Here is a 17,109-nt window from a genome sequence, read left to right as displayed (position 1 = left end):
GGTGCGGCCATCTCCGCACGCGCCGCAAGAAGGCCGGGGCCGTGAACCTCGGCAACGCGGCTCGCGACGAACAACCATCATCGCCACGAACGTGTCGCCGGATGAGGTTGCCCATGCCGATCGTCAGAATCCTCATCGTCCTGCTCGCGCTCGCTTCGCCGGCGTTGGCGCAGGATGGACCCCGTGATGCCGCCGCCGCGGGCGAGGCCGCGCGGATGTTCCGGGCCTATGTCGAAGGCGTGGCGAAAAAGGGAGAGCGTCCCGACCTGACCCGGCCGGAGACCACCGCGCTGCTCGGCCGCGTGTTCGATGTTGGAGCCCTGGAGGCGTTGCCGCCGGCGAAGGCGAGCGACATGAGCTGGCTGATGGAGTGGATGGACGCCGCCAACGCGACCTCCAAGCTGTTCGCGCTCTATGGCGCGAAGCCGGGGGCGCAGCCCGATCTTGCGGCGCTCCAGCGCAACATGACCGAGTATGGCGACCAGTACGCGGCGGCGATGAACTTTGCCATCCGCGGCATGGCGCGCGAGGCGGTTGCGGGCGAACTGTTCATGGCGAGCCTCGCGCCGGAGCAGCGCACCCGTATCCGCCAGGATGGATTTACGGGCTTCCGCCGGAGCGCCGCCGAATTCATCCTGGGCACCGTCTGCGCGGCGATCCAGGGCGCCGGCACGCCCGCCAACGCCCGCCTGGTCGCCGCCGCCATCCGCGACACAAGCGAGGTCTGGGCGAGCTTCCTGCTGCCGCAGGATCGGGCCCGCGTGATCGAGCAGCTTGCCGACCTTCCCAGATGGGCACCGGACGAAACGGCGCGAACCGATCTCGCCGCCTTCACGGCCGCGCTGCGAGCGGTGAATTGAGCCCCGGCGCCGGCTTGCGTGCGTGCGTCGCCTGCTCGAAGGCATAGGCCAGCCGCAGCAGCTTGTGCTCGCTCCAGGCTCTCCCTGCGAAGGCGACGCCGAGCGGATAATCGGGTGTATCCTTGCTCTCCGTTGTCCCCGAGACGATGCCGCCCGGCACCATGACGCTGGGATAGCCTGCCTTGGCGGCAATCGCGGCGCCCGTGGCGCCGGCGAACAGCACCACGTCGAGCTTGTGCTGGTTCATGTAAGCATCCATGCCGCGCGTCTTGGCCGAGAGCAGGTCCATGGCACGTGCCGACTTGTACTCACGCTCGCTCAAATCGCCCCTGGTCAAGTCAGCGGCCAGGAAATGGTCCTGACCGAAGCGCAACGCCTTCCCCGCGTTCGCTTCGTTGAAGGCTATGACGTCGCTGATGGTCTTGATGTCCGTGCCGGTCGCCCAATCCCTCAAATAGAGGTTGAGATCGTACTTCAGCTCGTAGAGGAAGACGACCGGCGGCCTCGCGATGGTGCCCTTGTGTGCGCTCAGTGGATTGCGGTTGAGCACGGCCATGGTCGTGCCCGGCCCGCCGATCCAGCCCAGCGTCGGCATGTTGGCGCGTACGATGACGGCGCCGAGATCCTCCAGCACCTTGATCGTCTCGGTCATCACCTTGACCCAGTCGGGCGGCAGCTTGCCGTAATAGCAATCGTTCAAGGGATCGGCGGGGTCGCTCGGCACGCCGATGCGCGCGCCCTTGATAGCGTCGGCGGCAAGGCCCGCGGTGAAGTCGACGGGCCGCCGCTGCTTTCGTGTCGCCGGATCGAGCGGGTCCCTGGCGGCCAGCACGTTCAGCAGCAGCGCCGCGTCGCGCACGGTGCGCGTCATCGGCCCCGCGGTGTCCTGGCTGTGGGCGAGCGGAAGGATGCCGGCGCGGCTGATCAGTCCGACCGTCGGCTTCACGGTGACGAGACCGGTTTGGCTGGCGGGGAACAGCAGCGAGCCCGAGGTCTCGGTGCCGATCGACGCCGCACACAGGCCGGCCGCCACGGCGACCGCCGACCCCGAGCTCGATCCGCCTGGCTGCACGACCGGGATGCCGTGTTCGTCCGCCAGCGCCGGCGCGTAAGGGTTCTTCACCTGACCGCCTAGCGACGAATAGCCCGAGGGCATGTCGACCGCGAGCATGTTGGCGAACTCCGTCAGGTTCGCCTTGCCGAGGATCACCGCACCGGCGTCGCGCAGCAGCTTGACGAGGGTCGCGTCGTCCCTGGCGCGCGCGCATTCCAGCGCCAGCGAGCCGGCCGTGGTCGGCTGCTTGTCACCGGTGGCGATGTTATCCTTCAACAATATCGGCACGCCGGCCAGCGGCCGCCCGACCGATGGCTTGATGTCGTCCAGCTCCGCCGCGATCGCGCGCGCATCGGGATTGAGCGCGCGGACGGAATTGAGCGCGGGGCCGTTGCGGTCATAGGCCTCGATGCGCGCGAGATAAAGTTCGGCCAGCGCGCTGGCGGTGAGCTGCCCGCCGGCCAAGGCGTCGACGATCTCGCTCAACGGCGCGTGCTCCGGCGCCAGCGCGGCCGGCCCCTCCGTGCCGGCGACAATCGGGGCGAGGCGAGCATCGCCGCGGATCGGCTGGTCCATCGTGTCCTCTCGGGCGGCTTGCGATGATTATGCTACCAATGGTAGCATTGAGCTCGGTTGCGCGGCAAGCCGATTGCCGGTCACGCGGCGCAGGCGTGAGATTTCGATCTTTCCAGCGGCTTCAGTTGAGCGATCCATGGAGTGCACGATCCGGCCAGCGCGCGAGGACGACGCCGATGGCATCAGCGAGGTCATTTTGCATGCGCTGCGCGAAACGAATGCAAAGGACCACACGGACGCGATCATCGAACGGGTCGGGCGCAGCTTCAGTCCGGATGCCGTTAGGCAGCTGATTGGCAAACGTACAGTCTTCGTCGCCGCCATCGGCAGCCGCATCATTGGAACGGCAAGCCTTGATGGAAGCGTCGTCCGCACCGTCTTCGTGGAACCTGATGTTCAGACCCGAGGCGTCGGCAAGCGGCTGATGGCGGAGGTCGAGCGCGCAGCGCGTGAGCGAAACGTCTCCGCCTTGACCGTCCCTTCGTCCGTCACCGCCGAGGGGTTCTATGCGCGGCTCGGGTTCAGAGCCGTGCGCGACAGCTATTATGGTGATGAACGCACGATCGTCATGGAGCGGGAGCTCGATGGCGCTCGGTCTCACGGAGCCGGATAGTGAGCGTTCCCACGATCGGGCAACAGATGCCGCATTCACGTAACGAAGCGACGGGTTTCGCAAGAGTTGAACGCCATGTCCGATGGCGAGGCGCGGAGGATTGGACGCGCCTTTTTCATGTTCCCGCCTCAATCGGGTTCACCGAACCACCGCACGGCGGCGCGAGCGGCTTCGTCGAGGTCCGGTGTCCCCTCGCTGACCCAGCCCACGACGCCGTCGGGGCGCACGAGCAAGGCGGTCAGGCCCAATCGATCCCTGGCCTCGCTTGCGACGTAGTCGATCCGCTTGCGCCAGCGGCGCGCAAGCGCTTGGAGTGATGGCCGGGCGTCGAAGTCCAGCAGCAGCCCTCGTCCCGTTCTGAGCAGCTCGCCTGGTCGCGTTCCATCGACGAATTCGAAGTCGGGCACGCTGCGCCCCACCAACGAATGAAGATCTCCGAGGTCATAGCGGAGAGAAACGCCCCAGACCCGCTCGGCGAAATAGATCGCGCCGTCGCGCGTGTCGATGAGATCGCGGATAATAGCTTCGAGCGCGCGCGAGCTTCGGCTGGGACGCATGAGCCCGACCTGGGCGCGCGACCAGTCGAGGATTTTTGCGCCCACCGGCCGCCGCTCGGCCGAATAGGTGTCGAGCAGGCCGGCCGGCGCGTCGCTGCGAATGGTCGCGGCGAGCTTCCAGCCAAGGTTCATGGCATCGCCCAGGCCGAGGTTTAGGCCCTGGCCCCCCAGCGGCGAATGGATGTGTGCGGCATCGCCCGCCAGCAGCACGCGGCCCACGCGATAGTCGGTGGCCTGACAGGCGCGGTCGGTCCAGGTGGTGGCGAGCCGCAGGCGCGTCACTGTCACATCGAGGCCCGAGATCTTACGCAGCACCGTTTCGATATGGTCGCGCTGCGGTTCGCTGCGATGAGCCATGCCGCCGTCGAAATCGACCATCGCGATCGTGCCGGGTGTCGTATAGGTGTACATGCCCGACGCCGTGTAATGGCGCCCCGTCCTGAGCGCGGCCGGATCGGCCAGCTCGACTTGCACGGAATAGCCGGTGAACTCGGCATCGGTGCCGGTGAAACCGATGCCGGCCGCCTTTCGCACGAGGCTGCGCCCGCCGTCGCAGCCAATGAGCCAGCGGCCTCGCACCGTTCCGCCGCCCGCTGCAACGGTGACGCCATCGGTTGATTGAGCGAGAGACTCGACGCCGCAGCCCCGTCGGATCTCGATACCAAGCGTTGCGGCACGGATCGCGAGGACCGCCTCGATGCTTGCCATCTCGGCCGCGATGCTGCCGATCTGGCCCGGCAAGCGATAGGGCCATTGCGTGCCGTCGATCTGATCGTGGAAAAACTGGATGCCGGCGAAATGACCGCCCGGGCGGCGCTGCTGCTGCATCCAGTGCGCGGTCGCCGGCACGTCGCGGCTGGCCGCGCGGAGCTTGAGATCATTCAGCAGGTCACGGCGGTCGAAGCTTTCGATGGTGGGCACCGAAAGACCACGAAGCCCGAACGGCAGGCGCTTGAGCGGCGAATGCGGATCTTGCGCTTTCTCCAGCACCAGCACCGAACAGCCCGCAAGCCGCAGCTCGCACGCCAGGAACAGACCGACCGGACCGGCGCCGGCAATGATGACGTCATAAGGGACAGTGTCGGGATTTTGCATAGACCACTCCGTTGTCGATGTTCGACCGGAGCGTTTCCCGAACCTGAGGACCTCACGGACGAACCATGGATCGCCTGGTCGGCGACCGTTGTTCGTCGTGGGGATCCCGGGCGCGAGGCCAAAGACCAGAGCTTTCGTTACCGAAAGGACTTGGGCTTACCAGACCAAGTCTGCCTTTTCCGACATGGCCATTTAGCGTTTGGAGCGCGGCTTCGTCAACGGCTGGTGAGCGCGGATGATCCCGGCTCGTAGCATGGGTCGAGCAATGGTCTGCGTTTCGTCGGGAAGCTCAGCGCTACCGCGACGGCGGCGAGGCCGATCGCGAAGGAGCCGACGTGCAGCCATGTGTAGCGCTGGAAATTGTCGAACACGAGCCCGCCAGCCCACGGCCCGAGCGCCATGCCGAGGCTGGCGAAGGCCGACACCGCGCCGAACACGGTGCCCATGATGCGCGCGCCGAAGAATTCGCGGACCAGCACCGCATAGAGCGGCATCACCCCGCCATAGGCGAGGCCGAACACCACCGAGAGCGCGTAGAATTCGCCGAGCTGAGCGACCGCAAGATAGGTCGCGATGCACATCGCCTGCACGAGCAGGCCGCCGACCAGCACGGGCTTTGCGCCGATGCGGTCGGCGAGGGCGCCCAGCAGCAGGCGGCCGCCGAGGCCTGAGACGCCGGCGACGCTGTAGACCGTCACCGCCGTGAGCGGAGCGATGCCGCAGACCATCGCATAGGACACCATGTGGAAGATCGGGCCGGAATGCGCTGCGCAGCAGGCGAAATGTGCCGCGGCGAGCGCGACGAATTGCGGCGTGCGCAGCGCCTGCGCCGCGGTCAGCTCGACCTCCGGCGCCGAGTCTGCACCGGCGGCGCCCGCCGCCACCGGCGCCGGGCGCACCAGGAAGCAGGCGGGGATCAGCAGCGCCCACGCGGCGATGCCGATCACCAGCATCGCGGTGCGCCAGTCATAGGCCGTGATCAGCCAGCTCGCGGTCGGCGCGATCGTCACCGGCGACACGCCCATGCCGGCGGAGACCAGCGCCACCGCAAGGCTGCGGTTGGTCTCGATCCACGCGCTCGCAAGCGCCATCATCGGTGCGTAGAAGCTGCCGGCCGCTATGCCGATCAGCACACCGAAGCAAAGCTGGAACTGCCACAGGCTTGTCGCCTGGCTTGCGGTGACGAGACCAAGCCCCAGCAGAACACTTCCCGCGAGCACCACGATGCGGGTGCCGAACCGGTCCGACAGCGTGCCCCACAGGAACGCGGCAAATCCCATGAAGAGGAAATCCAGCGTCGCCGCCGCCGAGACGCCGGCGCGCGACCAGCCCATCGCCTCCGAGATCGGCTGCAAAAACACCGCCAGCGACAGCATCGTGCCGAACCCGACACACGTCATCAGCGCACCCGCGGCGACAACGACCCAGCCATAGTCGAAGCGTGATGGCTTGCTCATGCGTTTCCTCGGCGCTGTTGGTTTTGTTGATGGTGCGCGGGTAGGATGGTGGCCCAGAAGGCGGCGGAGGGCAAGGCTAGTCAGCGATCTAGCTTTGAAACTTGGATCTCCTGATCGCACAGAGTGCTATACTTTGATTGCATTTGAGAATGTTGGACGAGGCTGCCGATATGAATCTCAAAGACAAGAGCGATAGTGAAATTGAGTCTTGGATAGGCAATTACGAAAAACGCAACGCGACGAACAGCGATCTTTTACAAAGAGCTGCTCGAAGAGAGAGCAAGGCGGAATTCCAAGGGTCTCAAGATCGAGAAGTCACTTGCTCTCTTGATGGAATCCGCTCGGATAGCAAGTTCACGACCTACGGCGATTTGGCCAAGGCCAGCGGAGTCTCTTGGAGCGTCGCGCGTCACGCGATGAACGGAGCAGGCGGGCACCTCGATAGTCTACTGGATGTCTGTCATGCCAGGCAGATGCCGCTGCTAACGGCCCTCTGCGTAAATCAGCAAAGTGTCCATTCGGGTGAGCTCTCGGACGATTCCCTGCGAGGATTTATTAAAGGGGCTCAGCGTCTCGGCTATGTGGTTACGGACGAACAAGCCTTCCTTCGTCAATGCCAGCAGGAAAGCTTTTCATGGGCCAAAGGCAAGGCGTCGTGCTAGGGAGTATTTAGTCTGCATCGCGGTGAAGCTCATAGTTCTCGAGCGAGAGCGGCGGCATCTTCGAAAAATCCTGCACCACCTCGACGTAGTCCAGATGGCGGCGCATGACGTCCTCGACGAGTTCCTTCACGCTCACATTGTCCAGCCGCGCAACGCGCGAGGCCTTGTCGTAAAGCTCGTCGTCGAGATGTACCGTGATGTCGGCCATGACGTCATTCCCGTGGCAAGATAGCGGTCCCGCCGCGATTTGTCTCGTCCGTCCTTGGATGGAGACGTGCCGGAAGGACCGTGGATCACACTGGACGTGATGCCGCCGCCTCGACTGCCAAAATTGAACTGGAGCAATGCAATGAGAATCACCGTCGAAACCAGCGTCGCAGCCCCGATCGATCAGGTCTGGCAGGCCTATACGACGCCCGCCGACATCGTGAAGTGGAATGCGGCGTCCGACGATTGGCATACGACCAGGGCGACGGTCGATTTGCGGGAGGGCGGCGCGTTCTCGTCACGGATGGAAGCCAAGGACGGCAGCATGGGTTTTGACTTCGCCGGCACCTACACGAAGATCGTGGAGCACAAGCGGATCGAATATTCGTTCGGCGATCGCAAGGCCGAGGTGGAGTTCGTGCCTGGCCCGAACGGCGTGGTTGTCCGCGTCGGATTCGATGGCGAAACGACGCACTCCGAGGAGCAGCAGAGGGGTGGTTGGCAGGCGATCCTCGACAGCTTCGCGCGCTACGTCGAGGCGAAGCAGAAGGCGTGATTGACCAGAAGGCAAGCGTGCAGCGCGGGCGAGAACGGCGAGAAGCCGCTTCGCCCGCTTTGTCGACGGGCTTCGCAAGGGCTCGACCCATCCGCAATTTGAAAGGTGCGCGCTAATCGTCAGTCCGCAGGCTTGCCGCGATCCGCATCGACTTGGGCCCGCCATTGCTTGACGAGGTCGCGTCGGCGGCCGGGATAGCGTTCCATCCTGAGCTTGATTCTCTCGATCCGATCCGTTCGGAACGAGCGAAAATCCTTCCTCATTTCGCACCAGCCGGCAAGGATGCGCCGGGAATCGAAGAATGCGACGCCAATCGGCCAGATGGTCCGGGTGGTTTTCGTGCCTTTGGGATCGCGATACACGATGGAAAGCTTGTGTTGGTCGCGCATGGCCTGGCGCACGATGCGAAGATCGACGGCTTCAGCAGGCGGCCTCGGTCTTCGCCCAACGTGAAAGGCATTGTCGTAGATCTTGTGTTGCAGTTCCGACGGGAGCACGGCCCCGATTTTTGCGAGTGCGTCACGTGCGGCCAGTGCGAATCCTTCGTCAGTCTGGCGGGATACCCATTGGGCACCGAGCGCCAGAGCCTGGATTTCCTGCTCGGAGAACATCAGGGGAGGAAGGAGAAAGCCGGGCTGCAGGACATAACCGAAGCCCGGCTCGCCCTCGATTTGTGCGCCGAACGCCTGCAAGTCGGCGATGTCGCGATAAATCGTGCGCAACGACACGCCCGCCTCGGCAGCAAGATTCTTGGCCGACACCGGATGGCGGTGCCGCCGCAGGATTTGCATGAGGTCGAATAGCCGCTGGCTCTTGGACATGCCGCAAGTCTAACACAGATCATGCCAGAAATTGGCGGCAGGGTGCGGGCGGCACGGCCTCGAGCAGTCGTGCCGCTTCGATGGTCCAGGCAGCATTCTCACATCGCGACCAGGGCTTTACCGGCGAGCCTGCGCCCCGTTTCGAGCGCCGCGATAAGTGGGATCGCATCGTTCAGGCGCACGGTCTCGGCGATCGGCAGACGAAGCTTCCCATTTCCCGCGGCGGCGGCGAGGCCGTCGAGGATATCGGCCCGCGCGGTACAGACAATCGGCTTAAGTCTCCGGTTGAAGACCGCGCGAACGAACTTGGCTGGTGTTGGATTGATGTCGAGATACGCGCCGCCTTGACGCAGCAGAGCAAGTCCGGCCGCAACCGCCATCGTTCCCGCCGTGTCGTAGACAACGTCGAAGCGTTCACGGATCTTCGACAGATCGGTTGCTCGATAATCGAAGAGAGGCTGGACGCCGAGGTCGCGGGCTCGTCGCATCGCCTGTGCACCGCATGTTCCCGCAACGGTCGCCCCGAGCATCCTTGCGAGCTGCACCGAGACCTCACCGACGGCGCCGGTGCAGCCGTTGACGAATACTTGCTTGCCGGATTTCAGGGCGGCCTTGTCCAGGAGTCCGTTCCATGCGGTAACTCCCGGCGTGGCCAGGCAGGCCGCGTCTTCGAACGAGACCGAATCCGGCTTCCGGGCGACGAAGGTCTGGGGTGCGGTCACGGCCTCGCCGAGCGCGCCGCCATTCCTTATCTGCGCCATGCCGAACACGGGATCGCCAATCTTGAAGCGTGTGACACCGGGGCCGACCGCGGTCACGATGCCGGAAAAATCGCTGCCCATCGCGCGCGGAAATGTCTTCCCGGTCAGCATCTTCAGAGAGCCATTGCGCACCTTCCAATCGATGGGATTGATTGCGGCGAACTTGACCTTGACCGCGACCTCGCCCGTCCCCGGGGCCCTCAGCTCGAAGGCTTCAAGCTTCATCGTTTCGGGGCCGCCGTAACTGTCATATTGAATCCGCTTCATGGTCGATCGTGCCTCAATGCGGTTGGGCCGCAGCCATATGGGCAGAGAAGGGAGACGCGTCGTAGATCACTTCGGTCGACGCGATCTTGCCGTTCCTCACCGTGAGGAGCTCCGCGACGACGGCGTTGGCAACGGGATGGGTGTCCGCGTTGTAAACGACGACAGCCTGCTCATCGTCGCCGTAGGTGGCGAGGATCGTCACCTTCTTGACCATGCGGGCGAACCCGTCGTGGAACGCGCGAAACTTCTGGGTTCCCGTAATTCGCCCGATTGGCGAAGTGCATACGACGTCATCCGCGGTGACAGAGATGATCGTATCGACATTCCTGTGGGCGATGGCCTCGACATAGGTCTTGGCGATTTGCTGTGCCTTGCCGGCGCTCTGGGTCGTCATGGGGTTCCTTTCAGTGATTGGTACACTGAAAGGAAACCTAGTGCAGGGCAGTGACAGATTCTGGCAGTAGGAAATCGGCGCGGCCGTCAGTTGTTCGTCAGGTTGCTTCGACGGGATTGGGCCGGCCGATCACGCGCCGCGATGATGGCACGATGCCCCTGTTTTGCCCGACGAGGCAAACGGGTTTCGAAAAATCGAAAAAATGCAATGCCGCCAAGGGGGCGGCTACTGTGCATGGGGTTGTTTTCGCAATTTTTGCTGGCTGGCCCCGAAGACGGGCCGGCTCACCCCGAGCGTTCGCTCAGCTATCCACCTTCAGCGCGGCAATGAAAGCTTCCTGCGGGATGTCGACCTTGCCGAACTGCCGCATCTTCTTCTTGCCTTCCTTCTGCTTCTCCAGAAGCTTGCGCTTACGCGTGATGTCGCCGCCGTAGCATTTTGCGGTGACGTCCTTGCGCAGCGCGCGCACCGTCTCGCGGGCGATCACCTTGCCGCCGATCGCCGCCTGGATCGGGATCTGGAACATGTGCGGCGGGATCAGCTCCTTCATCTTCTCGACCATGGCGCGGCCGCGTCCCTCCGCACGGGTGCGGTGGACCAGCATCGAGAGCGCGTCGACCGGCTCGTTGTTGACGAGGATCTGCATCTTGACGAGGTCGGCCGGCTTGTAGTCGGTCAGATGATAGTCGAACGAGGCGTAGCCCTTGGAGACCGATTTGAGCCGGTCGTAGAAGTCGAACACGACCTCGTTGAGCGGCAAATCGTATTTCACCATGGCGCGGGAGCCGACATAGGTCAGCTCCTTCTGCGAGCCGCGGCGGTCCTGGCACAGCTTCAGCACGCTGCCGAGATATTCGTCGGGCGTCATGATCGTGGCCTCGATCCAGGGCTCCTGGATCTCGGCGATCTTGACCACGTCGGGCATGTCGACGGGATTGTGGATCTCGATCTCGGTGCCGTCGGTCAGCTTCATCTTGTAGATGACGCTCGGCGCGGTCGCGATCAGATTGAGATCGAACTCGCGCGACAGCCGCTCCTGGATGATCTCGAGGTGCAGCAGGCCGAGGAAGCCGCAGCGGAAGCCGAAGCCGAGTGCGGCCGACGTTTCCATCTCGAACGAGAAGCTGGCGTCGTTGAGGCGCAGCTTGCCCATGGCGCCGCGCAGCGTTTCGAAATCGTCGGCGTCGACCGGGAACAGGCCGCAGAACACCACCGGGATGGCCGGCTTGAAGCCCGGCAGCATCTCCGTCACCGGCTTCCTGTCGTCGGTGATGGTGTCGCCGACGCGGGTGTCGGCGACTTCCTTGATCGCGGCGGTGATGAAGCCGATCTCGCCGGGGCCGAGCTCGTCGACCTGCTGCATCTTCGGCGTGAAGAAGCCGACGCGTTCGACGTCATAGGCCGCGCCCGTGCCCATCATGCGCACGCGGCTGCCCTTCTTCATGACACCGTCGACGACGCGGATGAGAACGACGACGCCGAGATAGACGTCGTACCAGCTGTCGACCAGCAGCGCCTTCAGAGTCGCATTGCGGTCGCCCTTCGGAGGCGGCAGGCGGGTGACGATGGCTTCCAGTACGTCCGGCACGCCAAGGCCGGTCTTGGCCGAGATCATCACCGCGTCGGAGGCATCGATGCCGATGACGTCCTCGATCTGCTGCTTGATCTTCTCGGGCTCGGCCGCGGGAAGGTCGACCTTGTTCAGGACCGGGACGATCTCGTGATTGTTGTCGAGCGCCTGGTAGACGTTGGCAAGCGTCTGCGCCTCGACGCCCTGGCTGGCGTCGACCACCAGCAGGGAACCTTCGCAGGCCGCCAGCGACCGCGAGACTTCGTAGGCGAAGTCGACATGGCCGGGCGTGTCCATCAGGTTGAAGATGTAGTCCTTGCCGTCCTTGGCGCGATACTGCAGGCGCACGGTTTGCGCCTTGATGGTGATGCCGCGCTCGCGCTCGATGTCCATGGAATCGAGCACCTGCTCCTTGCCCGCCATCTCGCGGTCGGAGAGGCCGCCGGTCATCTGGATCAGGCGGTCGGCCAGCGTCGATTTGCCATGGTCGATATGGGCGACGATGGAGAAATTGCGGATGTTGGAAATGGGGACGGTCGTCATGGGCGCGGGATACCACTCACATCCCCGTGCGGCAACCATATTGCTGTAATTTCAGGGCCTTTCTTCACGCCAAGCTGATTCCACGATGGGCCAAAACGCGCTAGGCAAGCGCCCATGTCGACCACGTCTCTTCCCACCCCTGGAGTGCGCACGAAGGCCCGCCCGAGCTTTGCCCGCTTCCGGGCCTGGCTGGTTGCCTGCGCGGTCCGCCCCGAGGCGAGATTGTGGCTGGTGATCCAGCTCGCCATCCTGCATGCGGTGCTCTGGACCTTCATCCTGATCAATCTGAAGGCAGCGCAGGACGTTCACATGGACGTCGCAGAAGCCTATGGCTGGGGCCAGAAATTCCTGTGGGGCTATGGCAAGCACCCGCCGCTGTCGGGCTGGGTCGCCGGGCTCTGGTTCAAGCTGTTCCCGGCGGCGGACTGGGCAACCTATGCGCTGGCGATGGCGACGGTCAGCGCCGGCATGGTGATCTGCTGGCTGGTTGCCTTGCGCGTGGTGGATGCGCGGCGCGCGTTCCTGATCGTGGTGATGGTCGCGCTCTACCCGATCTTCAATTTCAAGGGCTTCAAGTACAACCCGGACCTGCTTCAGCTCATCACCCTGCCGCTGCTGGTGCTTGCTTATCTCAACGCGTTCGAGAAGCGGAGCTGGCAGTCCGGCGTCCTGCTCGGCCTTGCCGGCGCGCTGGCGCTGATGACCAAATATTGGGTGCTGACCATGATCGGCGCCATCGGGCTTGCCGCGCTGATCCATCCGGAGCGGATGAGATTTTTGGGTTCGCCGGCGCCGTGGGTCGCGATCGCGACGATGGTCGTGGCGATGATCCCGCACGTGGTCTGGCTGGCCGAGGCGCATTTCGTGCCGCTGACCTATGCCGGCGACACCTACAGCCTCGCGGACAGCGGCCAGGTGCATCAGCTCGTCACCGGCTACATGCTGCATAATCTCGGACTGCTGGCATTGCCGGTGGCGCTGGCCGGGCTCGCGATGGCGCTGGTGCCGCCGTGGATGACGTTGCTCGTGCGAGCACCTCTGCGCATCGTCACGCGCGCCTGGGCGCGCGGCGCCAATCCTGGCGTCAATGTCTCGCAGGCGCTGAACGTGTGGATGATCCAGATCATCGTCGCATTCGGCCCGCCGCTCGGCGCGCTGGTCTTCGGCGTCTACCTGAAGACCGATTGGGGCATCTCGCTGTTCTTCCTGGTGCCGCTCGCGCTGGTCGCGATTCCGGCGCTGCGGGTGCAGGGCGCGAGCCTGTTCAACATCGCCGCGATCTGGCTCGTGCTCAGTGTTGCCACGCTCGCCGCCTCGCCCTGGATCGCCGCGCGCGAGATGACGGCCAATGCCGGCAACACGGCGACCTATGGCGCGCGCTCGGAGCTTGCACGCGAGCTGACCCAGGCCTGGCACGCGCGCTTCGCCTCGCGCTGGGCGGTCGTTGCGGGAACGATGGAGACGATCCAGCCGATGGTGTTCTACAGCCCCGATCATCCCAGCCCGTTCACGCCGAACGAGGCGTGGGCGTCGGGGCTGACCTCGCTCGACGACGTCAAGCGATACGGCTTCATCGGCGTAGTCGATGCGACCGACGAGCGCCTGCCCAAGTTCGAGAAGTGGGTTTCGGAGGTCGCGCCGACCGCCGAGCGCATCGTCATGACCACGCGCCGCTTCACCCACGGCAAGGCCGGCCCGGCGATGAGCTGGAACGTCTACATCGCGCCGCCGGCGAAGTGATTGCGGCGTTCTCGGTCTCGTAGGGTGGGCAAAGGCGCGAAGCGCCGTGCCCACCATCTCGCGCTGATCGCAGAAAAGTCGTGGGCACGCTTCGCTTTGCCCACCCTACGGCAACCGATCGCGCGGCTCAGATCCCTTCCTCGTTGAACTTGCTTTCAACGAGCTCGGTGATCGCCGCGAGCGCAGCTTCCGCGTCGGTGCCGGCGGCGGCGACGGTGATCGTCGTGCCCGGTCCTGCGGCAAGCATCATCAGGCCCATGATCGAGGTGCCGCCGACGGTCTCGCCGCCGCGCGTCACCCAGACCTGCGCATCGAAGCGCTCGACGGCCTGGACGAATTTCGCGGAGGCTCGCGCATGCAGGCCGCGCTTGTTGATGATCAGGAGGTCCTTGGAGATCGCGCCCGCGGGCACGCCTGTCCCCGCTTGTGGCGCCTCGTCGCTCATTTGCCGGCGAGCACGCGGCTGGCGATGGTGACGTATTTGCGGCCGGCTTCCTGGGCCATCGCGATCGCGTCGGGCAGCGGACGCTCCTCGCGCACCTTGGCGAGCTTGACCAGCATGGGCAGGTTGATGCCCGCGAGCACTTCGACCTTGGGCCGGCTCATGCAGGATATTGCAAGGTTCGACGGCGTGCCGCCGAACATGTCGGTGAGGATCGCAACGCCGTCGCCGGAATCGACGCGGTTAACCGCCTCGATGATGTCACTTCGGCAGAGATCGGAATCATCTTCGGCGCCGATCGTGATCGCTTCGATTTGCTTTTGTGGGCCCATGACATGTTCAAGCGCTGCCTTGAATTCGTCGGCAAGGCGCCCGTGGGTCACAAGTACTAGACCAATCATCGGAAAACTCCTCGCGGGCGCTTTTGGTGCACCGCACGAACGCGCCACTTTGACCATCCAGAGCCCCTGCGCAAGAGGGGATGTTGCGTATCTCCCTGAATCTAGACGGATGGATGAGGGGAGCTGCGCCGGTCTATTCGGTCGCGATAGTGGGGTTCATATGGTTACCATTTCCCTTCAAACAATCGCCTGAGGGGTTAACGGAAGATGAACTCTTGGTAGTGGTCAAGGCCGCGACAACCAGTGGGAGGGGTGAATATCCGCGGCCAACTGGGATTCGCGGTATTTCGACACCGGAAATGAGGGTTTTCAGCGAATCCGTCGCAGGCAGGCGCTCGGCGTCCGCGGCATCCAGATCGACAACGAGACCGACGGTCGCATGCTCCACGAAGTCGCAGCGGCGGATCCCGAGGCCCCGGATCTCGATCAGGCCAGCCAATACCGGCGCGGGGCGGACTTCAATTTCATCGCCGACTGTCGCCAGATGGACACGGTCATCCCCGACCAGAACGGCCCTTTCGATCACGCCCGAGCGTCCGGCCATGATCAAATCAAAGGCAAGGCGCGACTTGCCCGAGCCCGAGGGACCGCGGATCAGCACCGCCCGTTGTCCGATCTTGACTGCGGAGGCGTAAACGCTGGGCCCGCCGTCGTTCATAGCGCCGGCAGCCTCACCACGAAGCGCGCGCCGGTGATCGTCGGCACGCCCTCGTCATCCGGCGGGCCTGCACGGTTCTCGGCCCAGATGCGCCCGCCATGGGCGTCGATGATCTGCTTGGAGATCGACAGGCCGAGGCCGGAGTTCTGGCCAAAACCCTGATGCGGACGGTCGGTGTAGAAGCGCTCGAAGATGCGTTCCAGCGCGTCGTCGCGAATGCCGGGGCCGTCGTCGTCGACCACGATCTCGATCTCCCCGCGTGCGCGGCGGCAGGTGAGGCGCACCTTGCTGCCAGGTTCGGAGAACGACTGCGCGTTGGAGAGCAGGTTGGAAACCACTTGCCCGAGCCGTGAATCGTGGCCGCTCACGGCGAAGGTGTCGGTCGGGCTGCGGCCCTCGAAGCGCGTCTCGACCGCGACGTCGTGGCCGAGCTTGGTCTCGTTGGCGACGGACACCAGCGTCGTCAGCAGGCGGCGCAAATCGACCGGGATCGCATCCTGGCGCTGCAATTCGGCATCGAGACGGCTGGCGTCGGAGATGTCGGAGATCAGGCGGTCGAGCCGCTTGACGTCGTGCTCGATTACCTCGAGCAGGCGCGCGCGGCTGTTCTCGTTGCGCGCCAGCGGCAGCGTTTCGACCGCCGAGCGCAGCGAGGTCAGCGGATTCTTCAATTCGTGGGCGACGTCGGCGGCGAACATCTCGATCGCCTCGATGCGGCTGTAGAGCGCGCTCGTCATGTCGCGCAGGGCGCCGGAGAGATGGCCGATCTCGTCGCGGCGGCGGGTGAAATCGGGGATCTCGATGCGGGCCTTGATGCGGCGGCGGACGCGCTCGGCGCTGTCGGCAAGCCGGCGCACGGGCCCGGCGATCGTGCTCGCGAGCAGCAGCGACAGCATGATCATGACGGCGGCCGCGACGCCGCCGACTTTCAGGATGGCGAGGCGCTCGGCGGTGACCATCTGGTCGATGTCGTCGCCTTGCGTCGACAGCATCAGCGCGCCATGGATCGCGCGCGAGCGCAGCACGGGGACCGCGACCGAGACGATCACCTCGCCGCGGGCATTGACCCGCACCATCGATCGCTTCTGGCCCTGGAGCGCATCGCCCACCTCGGCATAGCCGTTGCCGTTCTCGGGGCCGAGCTCGCGATAGAGCGGCAGGTCGCCGCGGTTCAGCCAGGTGCGCACCGCGACCATGCCGCGCTCGACGAAGCCGGGCTTCTCCGCCGGCGGCGGCAGGTCGAGGCGCAGCACGTTTTCGAGGTTGCGGCTGTCGAGCAGCAGGCTGCCGTTCGGATCGTAGATGCGGGCGCGCGTCTTGGTCGGCGAGATCAGCGTGCGCAGCACCGGCGCCACGCGCTCCGGGTTGATCGGGAAGTCCAGCGGCGAATACTCGTCCGAACCGCCATAGGTCTCGCCCGGCTTGAGGTCGAGCAGCCGGTCGGGATCGATGGTGATGGCGTTGGTCTGCACCGTGGCCGAGGCCGCAATCGCGCCGGCGATGATCTCGGCCTGCACCAGCAGGCTCTGCGCCCGCGCGTCGATCAGTCCGGCGCGGAATTGCGACAGATACAGGATGCTCGCCACCAGCGCGACGAGGCCGGCGAGGTTGAGCGAGACGATGCGGCGGGTCAGGCTGGAGAAGGACAGCGCGAAGAAGAATTGCCCGGCGCGCTTGAGCCAGTTCAGCGGTCGGAAGCCCTGCGGCTTGTCTTCGACAAACTGCTCCTGAACGCCGTCGGATGCGACGTCGCCGGCGCTCTGGTTGGGATCAGGCTGCGTTCGGTCCAGCAATGCTTACGCCCGTGTTAGGACGGCGTTGAGAAGGTCCCCACACCTTAGAGCGATCCCGGTCCCGATGGAATCAGAACCGGCG

General features: G+C 64.7%; 17 protein-coding genes. 5 read left to right on the top strand and 12 right to left on the bottom strand.

Going from position 1 to position 17,109, the window contains the following annotated elements; translation table 11 throughout:
- Positions 1–113 precede the first annotated feature (113 nt).
- Positions 114–860: a hypothetical protein gene (locus GGD67_RS08150; protein WP_179732032.1), complete on the top strand. Its 747-nt coding sequence runs from the start codon at positions 114–116 to the stop codon at positions 858–860.
- On the opposite strand, the gene GGD67_RS08145 is transcribed toward GGD67_RS08150, so the two are convergent.
- Entirely contained in the window at positions 832–2,490 is a 1,659-nt protein-coding gene (locus GGD67_RS08145; protein WP_179732030.1) for an amidase family protein, read from the bottom strand. The genes GGD67_RS08150 and GGD67_RS08145 overlap by 29 nt on opposite strands.
- A gap of 136 nt (positions 2,491–2,626) precedes the next feature.
- Between GGD67_RS08145 and GGD67_RS08140 the strand changes: the two genes are divergently transcribed.
- A complete protein-coding gene (locus tag GGD67_RS08140) occupies positions 2,627–3,103 on the top strand; it encodes a GNAT family N-acetyltransferase (protein WP_179732028.1) in 477 nt (158 codons plus the stop codon).
- A gap of 128 nt (positions 3,104–3,231) precedes the next feature.
- Here the strand turns inward: GGD67_RS08140 and GGD67_RS08135 are convergent, their stop codons facing one another.
- Both GGD67_RS08135 and GGD67_RS08130 read right to left on the bottom strand, forming a co-directional pair.
- Positions 3,232–4,755 carry an FAD-dependent monooxygenase gene (locus GGD67_RS08135; protein ID WP_179732026.1) on the bottom strand — a complete coding sequence of 508 codons (1,524 nt, stop codon included), beginning with the start codon at positions 4,753–4,755 and terminating at the stop codon, positions 3,232–3,234.
- A 215-nt stretch (positions 4,756–4,970) separates the two neighbouring features.
- Entirely contained in the window at positions 4,971–6,212 is a 1,242-nt protein-coding gene (locus GGD67_RS08130) for an MFS transporter (protein WP_179732024.1), read from the bottom strand.
- Between the two features lie 170 nt (positions 6,213–6,382).
- On the opposite strand from GGD67_RS08130, the gene GGD67_RS08125 reads away from it, so the two are divergent.
- Positions 6,383–6,874 (top strand): hypothetical protein, encoded by a 492-nt coding sequence (locus GGD67_RS08125; RefSeq protein ID WP_210286364.1) that lies wholly within the window; start codon positions 6,383–6,385, stop codon positions 6,872–6,874.
- Positions 6,875–6,881: 7 nt separating this feature from the next.
- Here GGD67_RS08125 and GGD67_RS08120 read toward each other — a convergent pair whose 3' ends face one another.
- A complete protein-coding gene (locus tag GGD67_RS08120) occupies positions 6,882–7,082 on the bottom strand; it encodes a hypothetical protein (RefSeq protein WP_179732022.1) in 201 nt (66 codons plus the stop codon).
- A 141-nt stretch (positions 7,083–7,223) separates the two neighbouring features.
- Here GGD67_RS08120 and GGD67_RS08115 point away from each other — a divergent pair, with 141 nt between their 5' ends.
- The gene (locus tag GGD67_RS08115; RefSeq protein WP_179732020.1) at positions 7,224–7,637 is read left to right on the top strand and encodes an SRPBCC family protein; all 414 of its coding nucleotides are present in this window, start codon (positions 7,224–7,226) and stop codon (positions 7,635–7,637) included.
- A 119-nt stretch (positions 7,638–7,756) separates the two neighbouring features.
- Here GGD67_RS08115 and GGD67_RS08110 read toward each other — a convergent pair whose 3' ends face one another.
- From GGD67_RS08110 to lepA, 4 genes are all read right to left on the bottom strand, one after another.
- The gene (locus GGD67_RS08110) at positions 7,757–8,458 is read right to left on the bottom strand and encodes a YafY family protein (RefSeq protein ID WP_179732018.1); all 702 of its coding nucleotides are present in this window, start codon (positions 8,456–8,458) and stop codon (positions 7,757–7,759) included.
- A gap of 98 nt (positions 8,459–8,556) precedes the next feature.
- Positions 8,557–9,486 (bottom strand): NAD(P)-dependent alcohol dehydrogenase, encoded by a 930-nt coding sequence (locus GGD67_RS08105; RefSeq protein WP_179732016.1) that lies wholly within the window; start codon positions 9,484–9,486, stop codon positions 8,557–8,559.
- 13 nt (positions 9,487–9,499) lie between these two features.
- Positions 9,500–9,880 (bottom strand): nuclear transport factor 2 family protein, encoded by a 381-nt coding sequence (locus tag GGD67_RS08100; RefSeq protein WP_179732014.1) that lies wholly within the window; start codon positions 9,878–9,880, stop codon positions 9,500–9,502.
- Positions 9,881–10,181: 301 nt separating this feature from the next.
- Positions 10,182–11,993, bottom strand: a complete 1,812-nt coding sequence (gene lepA, locus GGD67_RS08095) for a translation elongation factor 4 (RefSeq protein ID WP_026201664.1) — start codon at positions 11,991–11,993, stop codon at positions 10,182–10,184.
- A gap of 114 nt (positions 11,994–12,107) precedes the next feature.
- Between lepA and GGD67_RS08090 the strand changes: the two genes are divergently transcribed.
- Complete coding sequence (locus GGD67_RS08090) at positions 12,108–13,733, top strand: glycosyltransferase family 39 protein (RefSeq protein WP_179732012.1); 1,626 nt, start codon at positions 12,108–12,110, stop codon at positions 13,731–13,733.
- Positions 13,734–13,860: 127 nt separating this feature from the next.
- Here the strand turns inward: GGD67_RS08090 and GGD67_RS08085 are convergent, their stop codons facing one another.
- The 4 genes from GGD67_RS08085 to GGD67_RS08070 form a co-directional block, all read right to left on the bottom strand.
- A complete protein-coding gene (locus GGD67_RS08085) occupies positions 13,861–14,178 on the bottom strand; it encodes an HPr family phosphocarrier protein (RefSeq protein WP_018316388.1) in 318 nt (105 codons plus the stop codon).
- A complete protein-coding gene (locus tag GGD67_RS08080) occupies positions 14,175–14,576 on the bottom strand; it encodes a PTS sugar transporter subunit IIA (RefSeq protein WP_007597752.1) in 402 nt (133 codons plus the stop codon). Before GGD67_RS08080 ends, GGD67_RS08085 begins: the two co-directional genes overlap by 4 nt.
- 133 nt (positions 14,577–14,709) lie before the next feature.
- A complete protein-coding gene (locus GGD67_RS08075; protein ID WP_179732011.1) occupies positions 14,710–15,234 on the bottom strand; it encodes an HPr kinase/phosphorylase in 525 nt (174 codons plus the stop codon).
- Positions 15,231–17,027, bottom strand: a complete 1,797-nt coding sequence (locus tag GGD67_RS08070; RefSeq protein WP_018316386.1) for a sensor histidine kinase — start codon at positions 17,025–17,027, stop codon at positions 15,231–15,233. Before GGD67_RS08070 ends, GGD67_RS08075 begins: the two co-directional genes overlap by 4 nt.
- Positions 17,028–17,109: the final 82 nt, after the last annotated feature.

The organism is Bradyrhizobium sp. IAR9 (genome assembly GCF_013408065.1).
Taxonomy (GTDB): Bacteria; Pseudomonadota; Alphaproteobacteria; order Rhizobiales; family Xanthobacteraceae; genus Bradyrhizobium.
The sequence above is the reverse complement of the archived record's forward strand: the minus strand, read 5'-3'. Positions and strand labels throughout refer to the sequence as shown.